The 14688-nt window shown below is 52.9% G+C and carries 16 protein-coding genes; 13 read left to right on the forward strand and 3 right to left on the reverse strand.

The window, feature by feature from the left end; genetic code table 11:
• The first annotated feature begins 109 nt into the window (after nucleotides 1-109).
• Nucleotides 110-3520 (forward strand): ribonuclease E, encoded by a 3411-nt coding sequence (gene rne / locus V2S86_RS10235; RefSeq protein ID WP_330762320.1) that lies wholly within the window; start codon nucleotides 110-112, stop codon nucleotides 3518-3520.
• A 61-nt stretch (nucleotides 3521-3581) separates the two neighbouring features.
• Here rne and V2S86_RS10240 read toward each other — a convergent pair whose 3' ends face one another.
• Nucleotides 3582-3869: a putative quinol monooxygenase gene (locus tag V2S86_RS10240; RefSeq protein ID WP_330762321.1), complete on the reverse strand. Its 288-nt coding sequence runs from the start codon at nucleotides 3867-3869 to the stop codon at nucleotides 3582-3584.
• A gap of 224 nt (nucleotides 3870-4093) precedes the next feature.
• Here V2S86_RS10240 and pyrC point away from each other — a divergent pair, with 224 nt between their 5' ends.
• The 9 genes from pyrC to V2S86_RS10285 all read left to right on the forward strand — a co-directional run bounded on the left by pyrC (nucleotide 4094) and on the right by V2S86_RS10285 (nucleotide 10328).
• Complete coding sequence (gene pyrC / locus V2S86_RS10245; protein WP_330762322.1) at nucleotides 4094-5140, forward strand: dihydroorotase; 1047 nt, start codon at nucleotides 4094-4096, stop codon at nucleotides 5138-5140.
• A 79-nt stretch (nucleotides 5141-5219) separates the two neighbouring features.
• Nucleotides 5220-5459, forward strand: coding sequence for a DNA damage-inducible protein I (gene dinI, locus V2S86_RS10250; protein ID WP_006322525.1), 240 nt, complete (start codon nucleotides 5220-5222; stop codon nucleotides 5457-5459).
• Nucleotides 5460-5596: 137 nt separating this feature from the next.
• Nucleotides 5597-5875, forward strand: coding sequence for a hypothetical protein (locus V2S86_RS10255; protein WP_330762323.1), 279 nt, complete (start codon nucleotides 5597-5599; stop codon nucleotides 5873-5875).
• 199 nt (nucleotides 5876-6074) lie between these two features.
• Nucleotides 6075-6329, forward strand: a complete 255-nt coding sequence (bssS, locus tag V2S86_RS10260) for a biofilm formation regulator BssS (RefSeq protein WP_006322532.1) — start codon at nucleotides 6075-6077, stop codon at nucleotides 6327-6329.
• 143 nt (nucleotides 6330-6472) lie between these two features.
• Entirely contained in the window at nucleotides 6473-7588 is a 1116-nt protein-coding gene (gene solA / locus V2S86_RS10265) for an N-methyl-L-tryptophan oxidase (protein WP_330762324.1), read from the forward strand.
• Between the two features lie 223 nt (nucleotides 7589-7811).
• Nucleotides 7812-8441 (forward strand): LuxR C-terminal-related transcriptional regulator, encoded by a 630-nt coding sequence (locus V2S86_RS10270; RefSeq protein ID WP_330762325.1) that lies wholly within the window; start codon nucleotides 7812-7814, stop codon nucleotides 8439-8441.
• Between the two features lie 111 nt (nucleotides 8442-8552).
• Nucleotides 8553-8669: a DUF2770 family protein gene (locus tag V2S86_RS10275; protein ID WP_330762326.1), complete on the forward strand. Its 117-nt coding sequence runs from the start codon at nucleotides 8553-8555 to the stop codon at nucleotides 8667-8669.
• A gap of 502 nt (nucleotides 8670-9171) precedes the next feature.
• On the forward strand, nucleotides 9172-9726 hold the full coding sequence (locus V2S86_RS10280; RefSeq protein WP_330762327.1) for a cytochrome b: 555 nt from the start codon (nucleotides 9172-9174) through the stop codon (nucleotides 9724-9726).
• Nucleotides 9727-9749: 23 nt separating this feature from the next.
• Nucleotides 9750-10328, forward strand: a complete 579-nt coding sequence (locus tag V2S86_RS10285) for a YceI family protein (RefSeq protein WP_043913327.1) — start codon at nucleotides 9750-9752, stop codon at nucleotides 10326-10328.
• A 38-nt stretch (nucleotides 10329-10366) separates the two neighbouring features.
• Here the strand turns inward: V2S86_RS10285 and trhO are convergent, their stop codons facing one another.
• Entirely contained in the window at nucleotides 10367-11434 is a 1068-nt protein-coding gene (gene trhO, locus V2S86_RS10290; RefSeq protein WP_330762328.1) for an oxygen-dependent tRNA uridine(34) hydroxylase TrhO, read from the reverse strand.
• A gap of 207 nt (nucleotides 11435-11641) precedes the next feature.
• Between trhO and V2S86_RS10295 the strand changes: the two genes are divergently transcribed.
• A complete protein-coding gene (locus V2S86_RS10295; RefSeq protein WP_330762329.1) occupies nucleotides 11642-12739 on the forward strand; it encodes an NADH:flavin oxidoreductase/NADH oxidase in 1098 nt (365 codons plus the stop codon).
• Between the two features lie 18 nt (nucleotides 12740-12757).
• On the opposite strand, the gene V2S86_RS10300 is transcribed toward V2S86_RS10295, so the two are convergent.
• Nucleotides 12758-12919: a histidine kinase gene (locus V2S86_RS10300; protein ID WP_330762330.1), complete on the reverse strand. Its 162-nt coding sequence runs from the start codon at nucleotides 12917-12919 to the stop codon at nucleotides 12758-12760.
• Nucleotides 12920-13197: 278 nt separating this feature from the next.
• On the opposite strand from V2S86_RS10300, the gene V2S86_RS10305 reads away from it, so the two are divergent.
• The gene (locus V2S86_RS10305) at nucleotides 13198-14118 is read left to right on the forward strand and encodes a Kdo(2)-lipid IV(A) acyltransferase (RefSeq protein ID WP_330762331.1); all 921 of its coding nucleotides are present in this window, start codon (nucleotides 13198-13200) and stop codon (nucleotides 14116-14118) included.
• A 112-nt stretch (nucleotides 14119-14230) separates the two neighbouring features.
• A complete protein-coding gene (locus V2S86_RS10310; RefSeq protein WP_330762332.1) occupies nucleotides 14231-14515 on the forward strand; it encodes a YciI family protein in 285 nt (94 codons plus the stop codon).
• Nucleotides 14516-14688: the final 173 nt, after the last annotated feature.

The raw sequence follows: 14688 nt of genomic DNA on the forward strand, positions 1-14688 counted from the left end.
TGAGGTTGACGACTTTGCGAGAAGACACGGGGTTTTCGGTTTTAACCCGGCCATGAGGTTATTTTGCCCGCAGCTTTGTCGATAATGTAAAAATAACGAGTAAGTTAAGATGAAAAGAATGTTGATTAACGCAACTCAGCAGGAAGAGTTGCGTGTTGCCCTTGTAGATGGACAGCGGCTGTATGATTTGGACATTGAAAGCCCAGGTCATGAACAGAAAAAAGCGAATATTTACAAAGGCAAAATCACTCGTATTGAACCAAGTCTTGAAGCAGCGTTCGTTGATTACGGCGCAGAACGACATGGTTTCCTCCCTCTTAAAGAAATTGCCCGCGAATACTTCCCAAGTAACTACTCTTCCCATGGCCGCCCGAACATCAAAGATGTGCTGCGCGAAGGCCAGGAAGTTATCGTTCAGATTGATAAAGAAGAACGTGGTAACAAAGGCGCAGCCCTGACCACCTTCATCAGTCTGGCCGGCAGTTATCTGGTGTTGATGCCGAACAACCCGCGTGCCGGTGGTATTTCCCGCCGCATCGAGGGTGACGACCGCACCGAATTGAAAGAAGCGCTTTCCTCCCTGCAATTGCCGGACGGTATGGGGCTGATCGTTCGCACCGCGGGCGTTGGCAAATCTGCCGATGCGCTGCAGTGGGATCTGTCTTTCCGCCTGAAGCATTGGGAAGCCATCAAGAAAGCCGCCGAAGGCCGCGCTGCCCCGTTCCTGATCCATCAGGAAAGCAACGTTATCGTACGCGCATTCCGTGATTACCTGCGCCCGGACATCGGTGAAATCCTGATCGACAACCCTAAAGTTCTCGATTTGGCCAAAGAGCACATCGCAGCGCTGGGCCGCCCGGATTTCAGCAGCAAAATCAAACTGTACAGCGGTGAAATCCCTCTGTTCAGCCATTACCAAATCGAATCTCAGATCGAATCCGCTTTCCAGCGTGAAGTGCGCCTGCCTTCCGGTGGCTCGATCGTTATCGACACGACCGAAGCCTTGACCGCCATCGACATCAACTCCGCGCGAGCAACCCGCGGCGGCGATATCGAAGAAACTGCGTTCAACACCAACCTGGAAGCGGCGGACGAAATCGCTCGTCAGTTGCGTTTGCGTGACCTTGGCGGCCTGATTGTTATCGACTTCATCGATATGACCCCAGTGCGCCACCAACGCGAAGTAGAAAACCGCCTGCGTGACGCAGTGCGCCAGGACCGTGCGCGTATTCAGATCGGCCGCATTTCCCGCTTTGGCCTGCTTGAGATGTCGCGCCAGCGCCTCAGCCCATCACTGGGTGAATCCAGTCATCACGTCTGCCCTCGCTGTAATGGTACCGGCACCATCCGTGATAACGAATCGCTGGCACTTTCCATTCTGCGCCTGATCGAAGAAGAAGCGCTGAAGGAAAATACCAAAGAAGTTCACGCTATCGTGCCAGTTCACGTGGCCTCTTACCTACTGAACGAAAAACGTGAGTCGGTGAGCGCGATCGAAAAACGCCAGGGTGGCGTGAAAGCGATCATCGTGCCGAACGATCAGATGCAAACCCCGCACTATTCTGTGCTGCGTGTGCGCAAAGGCGAAGAAACACCAACCCTGAGCTACCTGCTGCCGAAGCTGCACGAAGAAGAGATGGCCCAGCCACTGGAAGATGCGCCGATGGAGCGCAAACGTCCGGAACAACCGGCTCTGGCCTCGTTCTCTCTGGCTGCTGACGCACCGCCGCCTGCTGAAGAACCTATGGCAACACAAGCTGCAACAGCCGCTGTAGCGACCAAACAAAGCAAACCAACCGCTGCCAAACCAGGCCTGTTGGGCCGCCTGTTCGGTGGATTGAAAGCGCTGTTCGCCAGTGAGGGGCAACCGGTTGTTGAAGCCAAACCTGTCGTTGAAGCACCTAAGGCCGAAGGCAACGGTGAAAACCGCCGCCAGGATCGCCGTGGTCAACGCCGTCAGGGTACAGGCCGTAAAGAACGCGGGGAACGTGGGGAACGTGGGGAACGCGGTGAGCGTAGCGATCGTCCTGAACGCGGCGAACGTAAAGAGCGCGGCGAAGGACGTGATAATCGCGAGCGCGATAACCGTGAACCACGTGAAAATCGTGAGCCGCGTGACAACCGTGGTGAAGGCCGTGAAGCGCGCGATGAACAACGCCGTAACAACCGCCGCAATGCGCCGCAGGTTGCACCGGTTGCCGAGGAGCCGCAATCTGAAGAGGCCGCCAAGGCACAGCGTGAAGAGCAGCAACAGCGCCGTGACCAGCGTGCAGAACGCCAACGCCGTCGTCAGGAAGAGAAGCGTCAAGCTCAGCAGGAAGTGGCTGCACTGGAAAGTGTAAACACCAGCAGCACCAACGTTATCAGCGATGAAGATCTGGAAGAACGCCAGCAGCAGAACATGCAGCGTCGCCAACGTCGTCCTCTGTCGCAGAAAGTTCGCGTACTGTCCGCTGAAGAAGAGCTGCATCGCGCAGCGGAAGAACTGCTGGCACCTAAAGCGCCGGTTGCGAAAAACCAAGACGTGAAACCGGCTCAGGAAGAAGACAGCGTTAAACTGCTGCCGGAAACCCTTGATGCACCAGTTGAAGATGATGTTCAGGGCGACAACCGTAACGGCGAAAATGGCATGCCACGCCGTTCACGCCGCTCACCACGTCATCTGCGCGTGAGCGGTCAGCGCCGTCGCCGTTACCGTGATGAGCGCTACCCTGCTCAGTCACCAATGCCGCTGGCCGGGGCTTTCGCCTCGCCGGAAATGGCTTCTGGCAAGGTATGGGTAAGTTACCCTGTAACACAAGCTGCGCAAGTGGTTGAAGAAGTTGAAGTTCAAACTGAAGCTACCGAAATCGCTGCCGATAACGTGATGGCGCAAGAAACCGTCAGCGTAGCCGCTCCGATGATCGCTGAGACTGCCGTACAAACCATCGCGCCGGTAGAAACCGCTGAAGTTGTCATTGCAGAAGAAGTCCAGCCGGAAGTGAAAACTGTTGAGCCGGCCATTGCAGCTCAATCTGAAGAAACGGCTGTACTACCGCAGACCGAAACCCCAGTCGTTGAAGAAGCGACCTTGGTTGAAGAGACTGCTGCAGCTGAAGCAACTACGGACGTCGAAGCAGCCCCGGCAGTTGAAACAACGCCGGTGGTTGAAGCAACGCCGGTGGTTGAAGCAACACCGGCTGTTGCGGAAGAGACTGCCGCTGTTGTTGAGCCTGTCGCAGAACCAGCGCCAATCAACGTTGAGGCCGCACCTGTTCAGGAAACTGCCGCTCCGGTGGTTATTGCAGAAAAGCCGCCAGTTGTTCAGCAGCCAGCGCCGGTTCAGGATGCGCGCTATAAGCATATCGCCACGGCACCCATGACCAAGGCTCCTGCGCCGGCTTATGAGCCGGAAGAGCAAAAACGCAGTGATTGGCAACGCTCTTCCTTCAGTTTCGAAGGTAAAGGCTCAGCGGGTGGACATGCTGCGGTAAATCAAGCCACAGCGCCGGCAACCAAACCGCAGCCGGTTAACGAATAATTAATCTGCTCCGATAAAAAAACCCGCCAAATGGCGGGTTTTTTCTTGCCGAAAAATCGGTTCAGGCAATTTTTTTCAATTGCTTGATATCCAACAAATCCAGCTTGCCGTCGAGTTGACTGACAAACCGCTTAAAATGCTCGGTAGCGTTGTGTTTCTCCAGCGCTTCCGCACTTGCCCAACGTTCGAAAAACACGAAGGTGCCGGGCTGTTCCAAATCGCGGTGCAGATCATACTGCAGGTTGCCCAGTTCCTGGCGGCTTGGCTCTAAAATCTCATGCAGCGCATCGCTTACGGCTGACACAAATTCAGGTTTCGCCTGCAGGGTTGCAATAACACGTACTTCCATTTCGTTCTCCCATTCCACTTGATAAACCTTGATTACCCGACAGTTAGGAAGCGGGAATCGTTAAAATCCCTGTCACTATGCGCCCGATAGCCAATTGATTTCAACTTGCAGTGAACAAACAGATGCATCGGCGACGCTTTCCGCTTATCCTTACACCCCGGCGTGAATAACCCCCATTATTCGCTTTTATATAGACGTGTTTCTGACCGCCGGAGCCTTGCAACATGACCGCACAACCTCAAGCCCTGAAAATCCGCCGCCCTGACGACTGGCACATCCATCTGCGTGATGACGACATGCTGAAAACGGTTCTGCCTTATACCAGTCAGGTATTTGGCCGGGCGATTGTGATGCCTAATCTGGCTCCGCCAATCACTACCGTAGACGCTGCCCGGGCTTATCGTGACCGCATTCTGGCCGCTGTTCCTCAGGATCATGACTTCACCCCGCTGATGACCTGCTACTTGACCAACTCATTGGCCGCCGCTGAACTGGTCAACGGCTTCGAGCAAGGCGTGTTCACCGCAGCCAAGCTGTACCCTGCCAACGCGACCACCAACTCCAGCCACGGCGTCAGCGACGTGAAAGGCATTTACCCGTTGTTCGAACAAATGCAGAAAATTGGCATGCCGCTGCTGATCCACGGTGAAGTGACTGACGCCGCCGTCGATATTTTCGATCGCGAGGCACGCTTTATTGAGCAGGTCATGGAGCCCATCCGCCAGCAGTTCCCGGAGCTGAAAATCGTCTTCGAGCACATCACGACCAAAGAAGCGGCTCAATATGTGCAGGAAGGCAATCGTTTTCTTGGTGCCACTGTCACGCCACAGCACCTGATGTTTAACCGCAACCATATGCTGGTTGGCGGTATCCGCCCGCACCTGTTCTGTCTGCCGATCCTGAAACGCAATGTTCACCAGGATGCGCTGCGTAAAGCGGTCGCCAGCGGTTCGGATCGCTTCTTCCTCGGTACCGACTCAGCGCCACATGCCAAGCATCGTAAAGAATCAAGTTGCGGGTGCGCCGGCGTATTTAACGCTCCCAATGCAATTCCGGCCTACGCCAGCGTATTCGAACAATTGGGCGCGCTGGAGCATCTGGAAGCCTTCTGTTCACTGAACGGCCCGCGTTTTTATGGCCTGCCGGTCAATGCCGATTTTATCGAACTGCAGCGTGTCCCGACGACGCAACCGGAAGAGATCGCCATAGGCCAGGAAACGGTTGTGCCATTCCTGGCCGGAGAGAGCCTGAGCTGGTCAGTGAAAGCGTAAAATCTTTTTTTAACGCAGCCTCTTGCCCCTACGCAAAGTTAACTGTATAAATAACCAGTAAATCGCTTCGGGGGCAATAATGCGTGTTGAAGTCACTATAGATAAAACCAGACCGCTACCGTCAGGGGCCATCGAAGCCCTGACCGGCGAGCTGGGCAAACGGGTCAAGCGTCAATTTCCAGACGCCGTGGTTCAGGTCCGTTATGCCGGTTCCAATGGGCTTTCTGTGCTTGGCGGCCTAAAAACGGATAAAGATCTCATCGCTGAAATCCTCCAGGAAACCTGGGAAAGCGCAGACGAGTGGTTCAGCGCAGAATAACACTGCAATGCTGTTTTTGCCGGGGGTCGCTCCCCGGCTTTTTTGTCTTTGAAACCCCGCTCTCCTCCTCACAATTTTATTCTGGAAGAAAAGCCTTATCTGGTCTGTACTGAATGTTTTAACAGGAGGTGTTTAAAATGGCCCCGGACAAAATAAAGTCTGAAGAAACGATGACCTTTGGCGAGTTGCTGGCGTTGATTGGCGATCAAAAAAGGCGCTTGAGCGTATTGGAAGTCGCCTTCTCCTATCTGGCTTTTGGTCTGGATGACAAAGCCAATCAGTTGCTGATCCACAGCCTGAAACTGGAAGCGCAAAATCAGAATCGCGATGCTGAAACGCAGCAGCATTTCGCACACCTGGCCACCGAGCTGGAGAAACGGTTACACGGCACCCCGCCGCCGCTTGATGCTGAATGATTGCCACATGCCTGCCGCGCTGGTTTCCTCCAGCCGGCCAGTAGAAATAATGACTCAAATAAATATTTATTTTGCAAAAAAGGATGGAAAATCCCCACCATAGAAAGCATATGCGTATACTGTAATTGCTCACATGATGATGAGCCGCATTGATCCTCGTTAGTCACTCACGTTAGTTACTACTCAATAAGGGGTCTTTATGGACAGAAATGATGAAGTAATTCAGACACACCCGCTTGTTGGTTGGGATATCAGTACTGTCGACGTTTATGACGCCATGATGATACGCCTTCATTACCTGTCTTCACTAGACCAGACACCAGAAGAAGCCCAAGTAGACAGAACGCTTTGGCTAACTACAGATGTGGCACGCCAATTAATCAATATCTTAGAAGCTGGCATTGCCAAGATTGAAGCAACGGATTACCTGGACCTTGATCGTAAAAAACACTAATTTACTGCCCCAAAAAGCTAAGGCGCCAGCGATTATCTCTGGCGCCTTTTTCTTTGCCGGTACAACAGCGCAACGGGTGCATTGCTGCGCCCAACCTTTTATCATAGCCCGATAAGAAACGTATATCAGAGAGGTTACGGCACGTGGAATATGACTTAATTGTTGTGGGCAGCGGTTCGGTAGGCGCAGCGGCGGGTTACTATGCTACGCGATCCGGCTTGAAAGTATTAATGATCGACAGCGCGATGCCCCCACACCGTAACGGCAGCCACCACGGCGATACACGAATCATCCGCCATGCCTATGGCGAAGGTGAAAAGTATGTGCCACTGATTCTGCGCGCCCAAGCGCTGTGGAGCGCGCTGATTCAACAAACCGGTGAAGAGCTGTTTCAGGCCTGCGGAGTACTGAACCTGGGGCCACGGCATTCTGAATTTATCAACAATGCCCAACGCAGTGCACAAAAATTTCGCCTTAACACGCAAAACCTCAGTGCAGAACAGATTAACCAGCGTTGGCCCGAATTCAACGCACCCGAGGGTTACATTGGCGTGTTTGAACCCGATGCCGGGTTCCTTCGCTCAGAACAGGCCGTCACCAGTTTTATCAAACTGGCTAAAGAGGCCTGGTGCAGCCAGCTGTTCAATTGCCCGGTCAGCGCAGTGGAGCCTGTCGATGGCGGTGTGGAAGTCGTTACCTCTGAAGGCCGTTTCCAGGGCCGAAAAGCGGTAGTCACCGCTGGCACCTGGGTAAAGGCCCTGCTGCCGCAGTTACCGATCGCACCGCTGCGGAAGGTGTTTTCCTGGCATCAGGCGGATGGCCGATACAGCGTCAACAATCGCTTCCCGGCGTTTACCGTTGAGGCTCAAGACGGCAGCCATTATTACGGTTTTCCTGCCGATAACGACGGACTGAAAGTGGGTAAGCATGACGGTGGCCAAGAGATGGATGCGCCAGAGCAACGCAAACCTTTCGGCAGTTTCGCCAGTGACGGCACTGAGGTCTTCCAATTCCTACGCCAATTCTTACCCGGTGTAGGGGTATGTTTACACGGGGAAGCCTGTAGTTACGATATGAGTCCGGATGAAGATTTTATTATCGATACCGTCCCTGGATGCGATCGACTGATGGTCATCAGTGGTTTGAGCGGCCATGGCTTCAAGTTTGCCAGCGTGTTAGGTGAGATCGCCGCCCTGTTTGCCGAAGATAAAACCCCGCCGGTGGATGTCTCCCCCTTTACGCTAAAGCGTTTTAACTAACCTTTTCCCATTCAGTAACCGCACCCGTTAACCTGCGCGGGCTGCGGTTTACCCCCCAGTTACAATTACACATCCGCATAACTCTTTAAAATTTAATATAAAAAATCTGGCAACGGAAATTTCTGACGCAAGTATCCGGATTTCCGAATTGATCCCCTATGGTGTAAGTTCTATTTTACAGCTGATATGCCCAAGTAATTTTTCGATCAACAAGGACGTGACCATGAAACTGCTTGTCGTGGACGAATGCTGCTTTACCCGGGTCGGAATCGACAATTATTTTACTGACTATGTTTTTGCTCAAATCACGTGTTGTCACAGCATTGAACAGGCTATGCCACTGCTGAGCAGTTACCAGCCGAGCCACATTTTGATCAATCTGACCAAACAGTGCCGCTATAACGAAGATGATGCGCAACTGCAGGCTTTTATTGAAGCCAACCCCACAGCGCTACTGTTTATTTATCTGGACACCCCCTATCCCTACAGCGAAACGCCGATGCGCATCGCTGATAACGCCTTCCTGTTCAACAAAAGCATTTTGCCCGTCACCTTGCGCATGCTGAGGGAAAAGCCGGTCACACTGATGGATAGCGGCGCCGAACACTCTCTGTTCAGCCCGCAAGAGCTGACGGTGATGAAACACTGGATGGCAGAAATGCCGAATTACCGCATCGCCAAAAAGCTGCAAATCAGCTCACATACGGTTTATGTTCACAAACGCCACATCACGGAAAAAATCAACGCCCGCAACCGACTGGAGTTTTATTCTCTCTATAACGTACTGCGTTATTTCTATCCGCCGAGCACGCCGCCGGTTACCCCGATGCCGCTGCCTCTACTGGCCGTATAATTTATTTAAGAGGTGAAATTCACCTCTATCTCCACGCTTTGCCCTTTCACAGTATTAACGCCAGCTACAAAAATACTATAATCAGCGCTCCTTACCTTTTGGCTGCTCAGAATGCTAAACAAAATACTGTCGGCGATCGTCAACAATGTACGCGAACATCTGGTGCTGTATCTCTGTCTGTGGCTGCTGGTACTGGTGCTGGATGTCTATTTCTTCTTTATGGCCTGACACATGCCGCTCAGCTTCCCCTGTTTGTGTTTCCGCCGTTTCGGCTACCCGGCACAGGTGATCAGCCTTGAACAATCCACCATATTCCCCCCAACCGGCTGTTGCTGCAAATGCGCTATGCGCCGATCACCCCATAGACCCATGGGCAGGCACGCGCTGGTGATGATGCATCAGAAATGCAAACCATCAACCTGGTTAGAATCTAACTGGAAATAATCGACATTCTTTGCTACCGGTATATTTGTTAAAAAAAGACCACATTTACGCAAAATGACAAAAGCTGACGAAAATAAATAAAAAACGTTAACATTCAAAAAGTAATGTGGGATCGCGTTCAAATGGCGATATTCACTACGACGATTTCATTGATTAACTTTCGCTATCTTCCGCAAATTCACTGATTAATATTCTAAAGAAGTAACATAGTTGAATTTATTATTGATTTTATGTTTCTTAAAGTTTAATTATTGCATCCAGAAAATGAAGAACGTAAGGAAACAAGATGCTTTGGAAAAATACCGCCAGCCGTTTTGGTCATATTTCAGTGCTAATCCATTGGCTGGTTGCGCTGACGGTTTACGGCATGTTTGCCCTGGGCCTATGGATGGTCACGCTAGGCTATTACGATGTCTGGTACCATCAGGCACCGGAAATTCATAAAAGCATCGGTACACTGTTGTTCATCGTCATGGTGGTACGGGTGATCTGGCGTTTCGTTTCACCTCCGCCAAAACCGCTGGCCAGCTACAGCCGCTTTACTCGCGTCAGTGCGACACTGGCTCATATCGCGCTGTATGTCGTGTTGTTCAGTATCCTGATCAGCGGCTATCTGATTTCCACCGCCGACGGCCAGGCAATCAGCGTTTTCGGCTGGTTCGAGATCCCCGCCACCGTCACCGGCATGGCTGAACAGGCCGATACCGCCGGCACTATCCACCTTTATCTGGCCTGGACCGTCGTCGTGCTCTCACTACTGCACGGCCTGGCTGCGCTTAAGCATCACTTTGTTGATCGTGATGTGACTTTGAAACGGATGCTGGGTAGCAGCGCCGATTAACCTTTGGATTTATGGAGATTGCTATGTTGAAGAAAACCGTACTGGGCCTGACCGCAGGCGCACTGCTGCTGAGCGCCGGTTCCGCGCTGGCTGCCGACTACAAAATTGACAAACAGGGGCAACACGCCTTTATCGAATTCCGCATCCAGCACCTGGGTTACAGCTGGTTGTACGGCACCTTCAAAGACTTTGACGGCGGCTTCACCTTCGACGAAAAAGATCCGTCCAAGGATAAGGTTAACGTCACTATCAATACCGCCAGCGTCGATACCAATCACGCCGAGCGCGATAAACATCTGCGCAGTGCAGAGTTTTTGAACGTGGAAAAGAACAAACAGGCCAAGTTTGAATCCACCGAAGTGAAAAAGAGCGGTGACGGCTATGCAGTGGTCGGTAATCTGACGCTGAACGGCGTTACCAAACCGGTCACGCTGGACGCCAAACTGATCGGCCAGGGTAATGATCCATGGGGTGGCTACCGCGCAGGCTTTGAAGCCAACGGTAAAATCAAGCTGAAAGACTTCGGCATCACTACCGATCTCGGCCCGGCATCGCAAGATGTTGAGCTGATTATTTCTGTCGAAGGCGTACGGGCGAAGTAATACTAAAGCGCGGCAAATCTGCCGCGCTTATCATGGGCTCAGCTTGCTGGGCCTTCATCTTCCGGTGCAGGAATATGCATCGTGGTCTGCAACAATCCTTTCGACTTATTGAAAATCTTGATGCCATTTTCACGGCCGGCTCGGCGGGCGCGCTGTTCTTCACGCGGCAACTTCAGCTCTTCACGGCAGATCTCGCTACAGCAACCTTCAAATTTGGCGGCGCAGGTCGGGCACTGAATAAACAATAAATGGCAGCCGTCATTCTTACAGTTGGTGTGAGTATCACAGGCGGTGCCGCACTGGTGGCAATTGGCGATCACATCGTCAGAAATCCGCTCGCCCATGCGCTCGTCGAACACAAAGTTCTTGCCGACAAACTTCAGCGGTAGCCCCTGCTCTTTCGCCTTGCGCGCGTACTCGATAATCCCGCCTTCCACGTGGTACACGTTTTTGAAGCCGTTATGCAGCATGTAGGCGCTGGCTTTTTCACAGCGAATACCGCCGGTACAGTACATAACAATATTTTTGTCTTTATTGTCCTGCAGCATCTCGACCGCCATCGGCAGTTGGTCGCGGAAAGTGTCTGAAGGCACCTCGATGGCGTTTTCAAAGTGGCCGACTTCATATTCGTAATGGTTACGCATATCCACAAACAGCGTATCTGGATCGTCAATCATCTGGTTGACGCGATCGGCCTGCAAATACTCACCCACATTCGCCGGGTTGAAGCTCTCATCGTCAATCCCATCGGCGACGATGCGATCGCGCACCTTAAGGCGCAGCACCCAGAAGGATTTACCGTCATCTTCCAAGGCGATATTCAGGCGCACCTGATCCAGCGCCGGATGCGAGGCAAACAGCGCGGTTTTAAACGCCTCGAACTTGTTCTGCGGCACGCTGATTTGCGCATTGATGCCCTCTTTGGCCACATAAATGCGGCCAAACACCTTCAGCTTGTCAAACTGAACGTACAGGCTGTCGCGAAATGCTTTGGGATCGTCGATGGTGAAGTATTTATAAAAAGAAACTGTGGTGCGTGGCTCTGTTTCTGCCAGCATGCGCGCCTTCAGTTCCTCATTAGAAATTCGGTTATGTAACACTGGCATGGTGTACTTTCCTGTCTTTCGGGAGGTGGCTTATTTTGAACGCGCAGGCCGCTGGCCCACGCGCGGCCGACATGATACCCGAAAATGTCGCTCAAAACAGCATTAGCCCGGCGGCAAAGTTTAACGCTGGAAACTTGACGCCGGTCACAAACCCCGATAAGCCTAATGGTAGTTTGCTTTCTCTTTACCACGGATCCGGAGGACGTCATGAGTCAGTTATTTACCCCGATTTCACTGGGGGAACTGGATTTACCCAACCGTATTATTATCGCCCCTATGTGCCAATACTCTGCCGACGAGGGCAAAGCCACCGAATGGCATACCATGCATCTCGGTCAGCTGTCATTGTCCGGCGCAGGGTTACTGATCGTCGAAGCCACCTCAGTGGCGCCGGAAGGGCGCATCACACCCCGCGATCTCGGCCTCTGGGACGATGCTACCGAACAGGCGTTAGCGCAGATAGTGCAGGCAGTGAGAAAACACGCCTCCATGCCATTAGGCATTCAGCTCTCCCATGCCGGCCGCAAGGCCTCCTGCGCCATTCCCTGGGAGGGCGGCGGACAACTCAGCGCCGCACAGGGTGGCTGGCAAACCTGGTCCGCCTCCGCCGTGCCCTTCGCATCGCATGATGCCCTCCCCGCGGCCATGAGCTTGGCCGATATCGAGCGGTTGAAAGCGCAGTTTGTTGCGGCAGCAAAACGCGCCGACCGCCTGGGCTTTGAGCTGATCGAACTGCATGGCGCACACGGGTATTTACTGCACCAGTTTCTCTCCCCCCTGGCCAACCAGCGCAACGATCAATACGGCGGTTCCTTGCAAAATCGCATGCGCCTGCTGCTGGAGATTTTCAGTGAAGTACGCGCGGTGTTCCCGGCGAACAAAGCGCTCGGCGTGCGGATTTCAGCAAGTGATTGGGTGGAAGGCGGTTGGGATGAACGGCAATCGGTGGCGCTGACGAAAGCGCTGAAAGAATTGGGTTGCGATTATATCCACGTTTCCAGCGGCGGCCTTTCACCTCAGCAGAAGATCCCTGTCGGCCCGAATTATCAGGTGCCATTCGCCGAAGTCATCAAGCGAGAAAGCGGCCTGCCGACCATCGCCGTGGGGCTAATCACTGAGCCGGAACAGGCTGAAGCGATTGTCGCCACCGGCCAGGCGGACATGGTGGCACTGGCACGCGGTATTTTGTACAACCCGCGCTGGCCATGGCACGCGGCCGCCAGGTTGGGTGAGAAGGTCAGTGCACCGCCACAATACTGGCGTTGCGAACCTCACGTATTGAAAGGACTGTTTAAAAACGACTGACGGACTTGGCTTGGGCGCTCAGCGCCCAAGCCGACATTCGGTCAAACCGGAAACCACCATCCCCGCCAACAACGCGATACCCGCAACCGCCAGCAAAGGGTTAAACTGCAAGTGTGCGCCCAAGCTACCCAATAATGCCCCAAGGATCAGCAACCCGGAACTTAACCATGATGCCCACATAACTTCCCCTCTGAATAATTGCGCGGTCATAATACGCATCTCTTGTGCGCAAGCCTTATCCTTTAGAGCGATTCAGCTGAATTAATAATCATATTATGCCCAATAATCACTTAAAATTATGTATTAATGCGGTGCCTTTTCACGTTGCGCGAGAAAAATGTCACAATAGTGGTTATAAACGGCAGAAAAACCAGGGTGAATAAAATGTCCGTCTGAAGGATAAACCCTGCTATTACTCTGTTATTATTGTTAAATGACTGCTTCTAAGCTGAGAACACATGACTCAAGTTCCTTCTTTTAATCGCACTTTATTGCACCCGCGTTACTGGCTTACCTGGTTCGGTATTGGCCTGCTTTATTTGCTGGTATTACTGCCTTACCCGATTCTCTATCGCCTCGGGACCTCGCTGGGCCGTTTTTCCATGCGTTTTCTCAAGCATCGCGTGGCGATTGCCCGGCGTAACCTGACGCTGTGTTTCCCGGACATGCCGCAGGCCGAACGCGAAGCGCTGCTGGTGCAAAATTTTGAGTCCGTCGGCATGGGGCTGTTTGAAACCGGTATGGCCTGGTTTTGGCCAAACTGGCGCATCGAGCGCTGGTTCCACGTCAGCGGGTTAGAACACATTCAAAAGGCACGCGACAACCATCAGGGCGTTTTGCTGATCGGTTTGCATTTCCTTACGCTGGAACTGGGCGCACGTATCTTTGGCATTCATAACCCGGGTATCGGCGTTTACCGCCCGCACGACAACAAGCTGATGGACTGGCTGCAAACCTGGGGCCGCATGCGTTCCAACAAATCCATGCTGGATCGTAAAGACGTGAAGGGCATGATCCGCGCGCTGAAACAGGGTGACATTATTTGGTATGCGCCGGATCACGACTACGGCCCGCGCAGCAGCGTGTTCGCCCCGCTGTTTGCCGTCGAGAAGGCCGCTACCACCACCGGCAGCTATATACTGGTGCGGATGGGCAAACCGGCGATCATTCCCTTTACCCCGCGTCGTCTGCCAGATGGCAAAGGTTATGAGTTGATTATGCAGCCGGCGGTGGAAAACTTCCCGCTGGACAATGAATTCGTGGCCGCCGCGTTTATGAATAAAGTGGTGGAAAAAGAGATCCTGATGGCCCCGGATCAGTACATGTGGCTACACCGCCGCTTCAAGACCCGGCCCGAAGGCGAGCCGTCGTTATATTGACCACACCCCGTCTTATGGCGGGTCATTTTGTGCTCTGGGTATTGAGAACCAAGGATAATGGTGAGAGGGTAATCATCCTGATCGTCCTCACTATTTTCACCCTGGAGCCAGAATGTATATCGTTAGCCTGACTTACCATCGCCCGATAGAAGAAGTTGACAGCCATCTCGAGGGGCATGTTGCCTGGTTGAAAAAATACTTCCAGGACGGTACCTTCATCGCCTCCGGACGTAAAAACCCGCGTACCGGCGGTGTGATCCTGGTGAAAGGTATTGATCGTGCGCAGTTGGATACCATAGTGGCGCAGGATCCGTTCAACGCCGTAGCCAGCTACGACATTACCGAATTCACCCCCTCCACCACCGGCAAGGGTTTTGACGTGCTCGCCGGGCTGTAAATCCCGCTAAACTTCAAGTTGCCGCAAACAACGCCGCAGCAAGAAACGATGGGCATATTCCGCGCAGCCCGCGCGGAATACCGACAACGCATTCTTGTTAAAACTTTATTTCATTCTTCAGGCAGTCCTCCCACATCAATTGCTGCCGTCTATAATTAGGCGCATACTTACCA

Source organism: Serratia sp. C2(1), from assembly GCF_036352655.1.
Taxonomy (GTDB): Bacteria; Pseudomonadota; Gammaproteobacteria; order Enterobacterales; family Enterobacteriaceae; genus Serratia; species Serratia inhibens.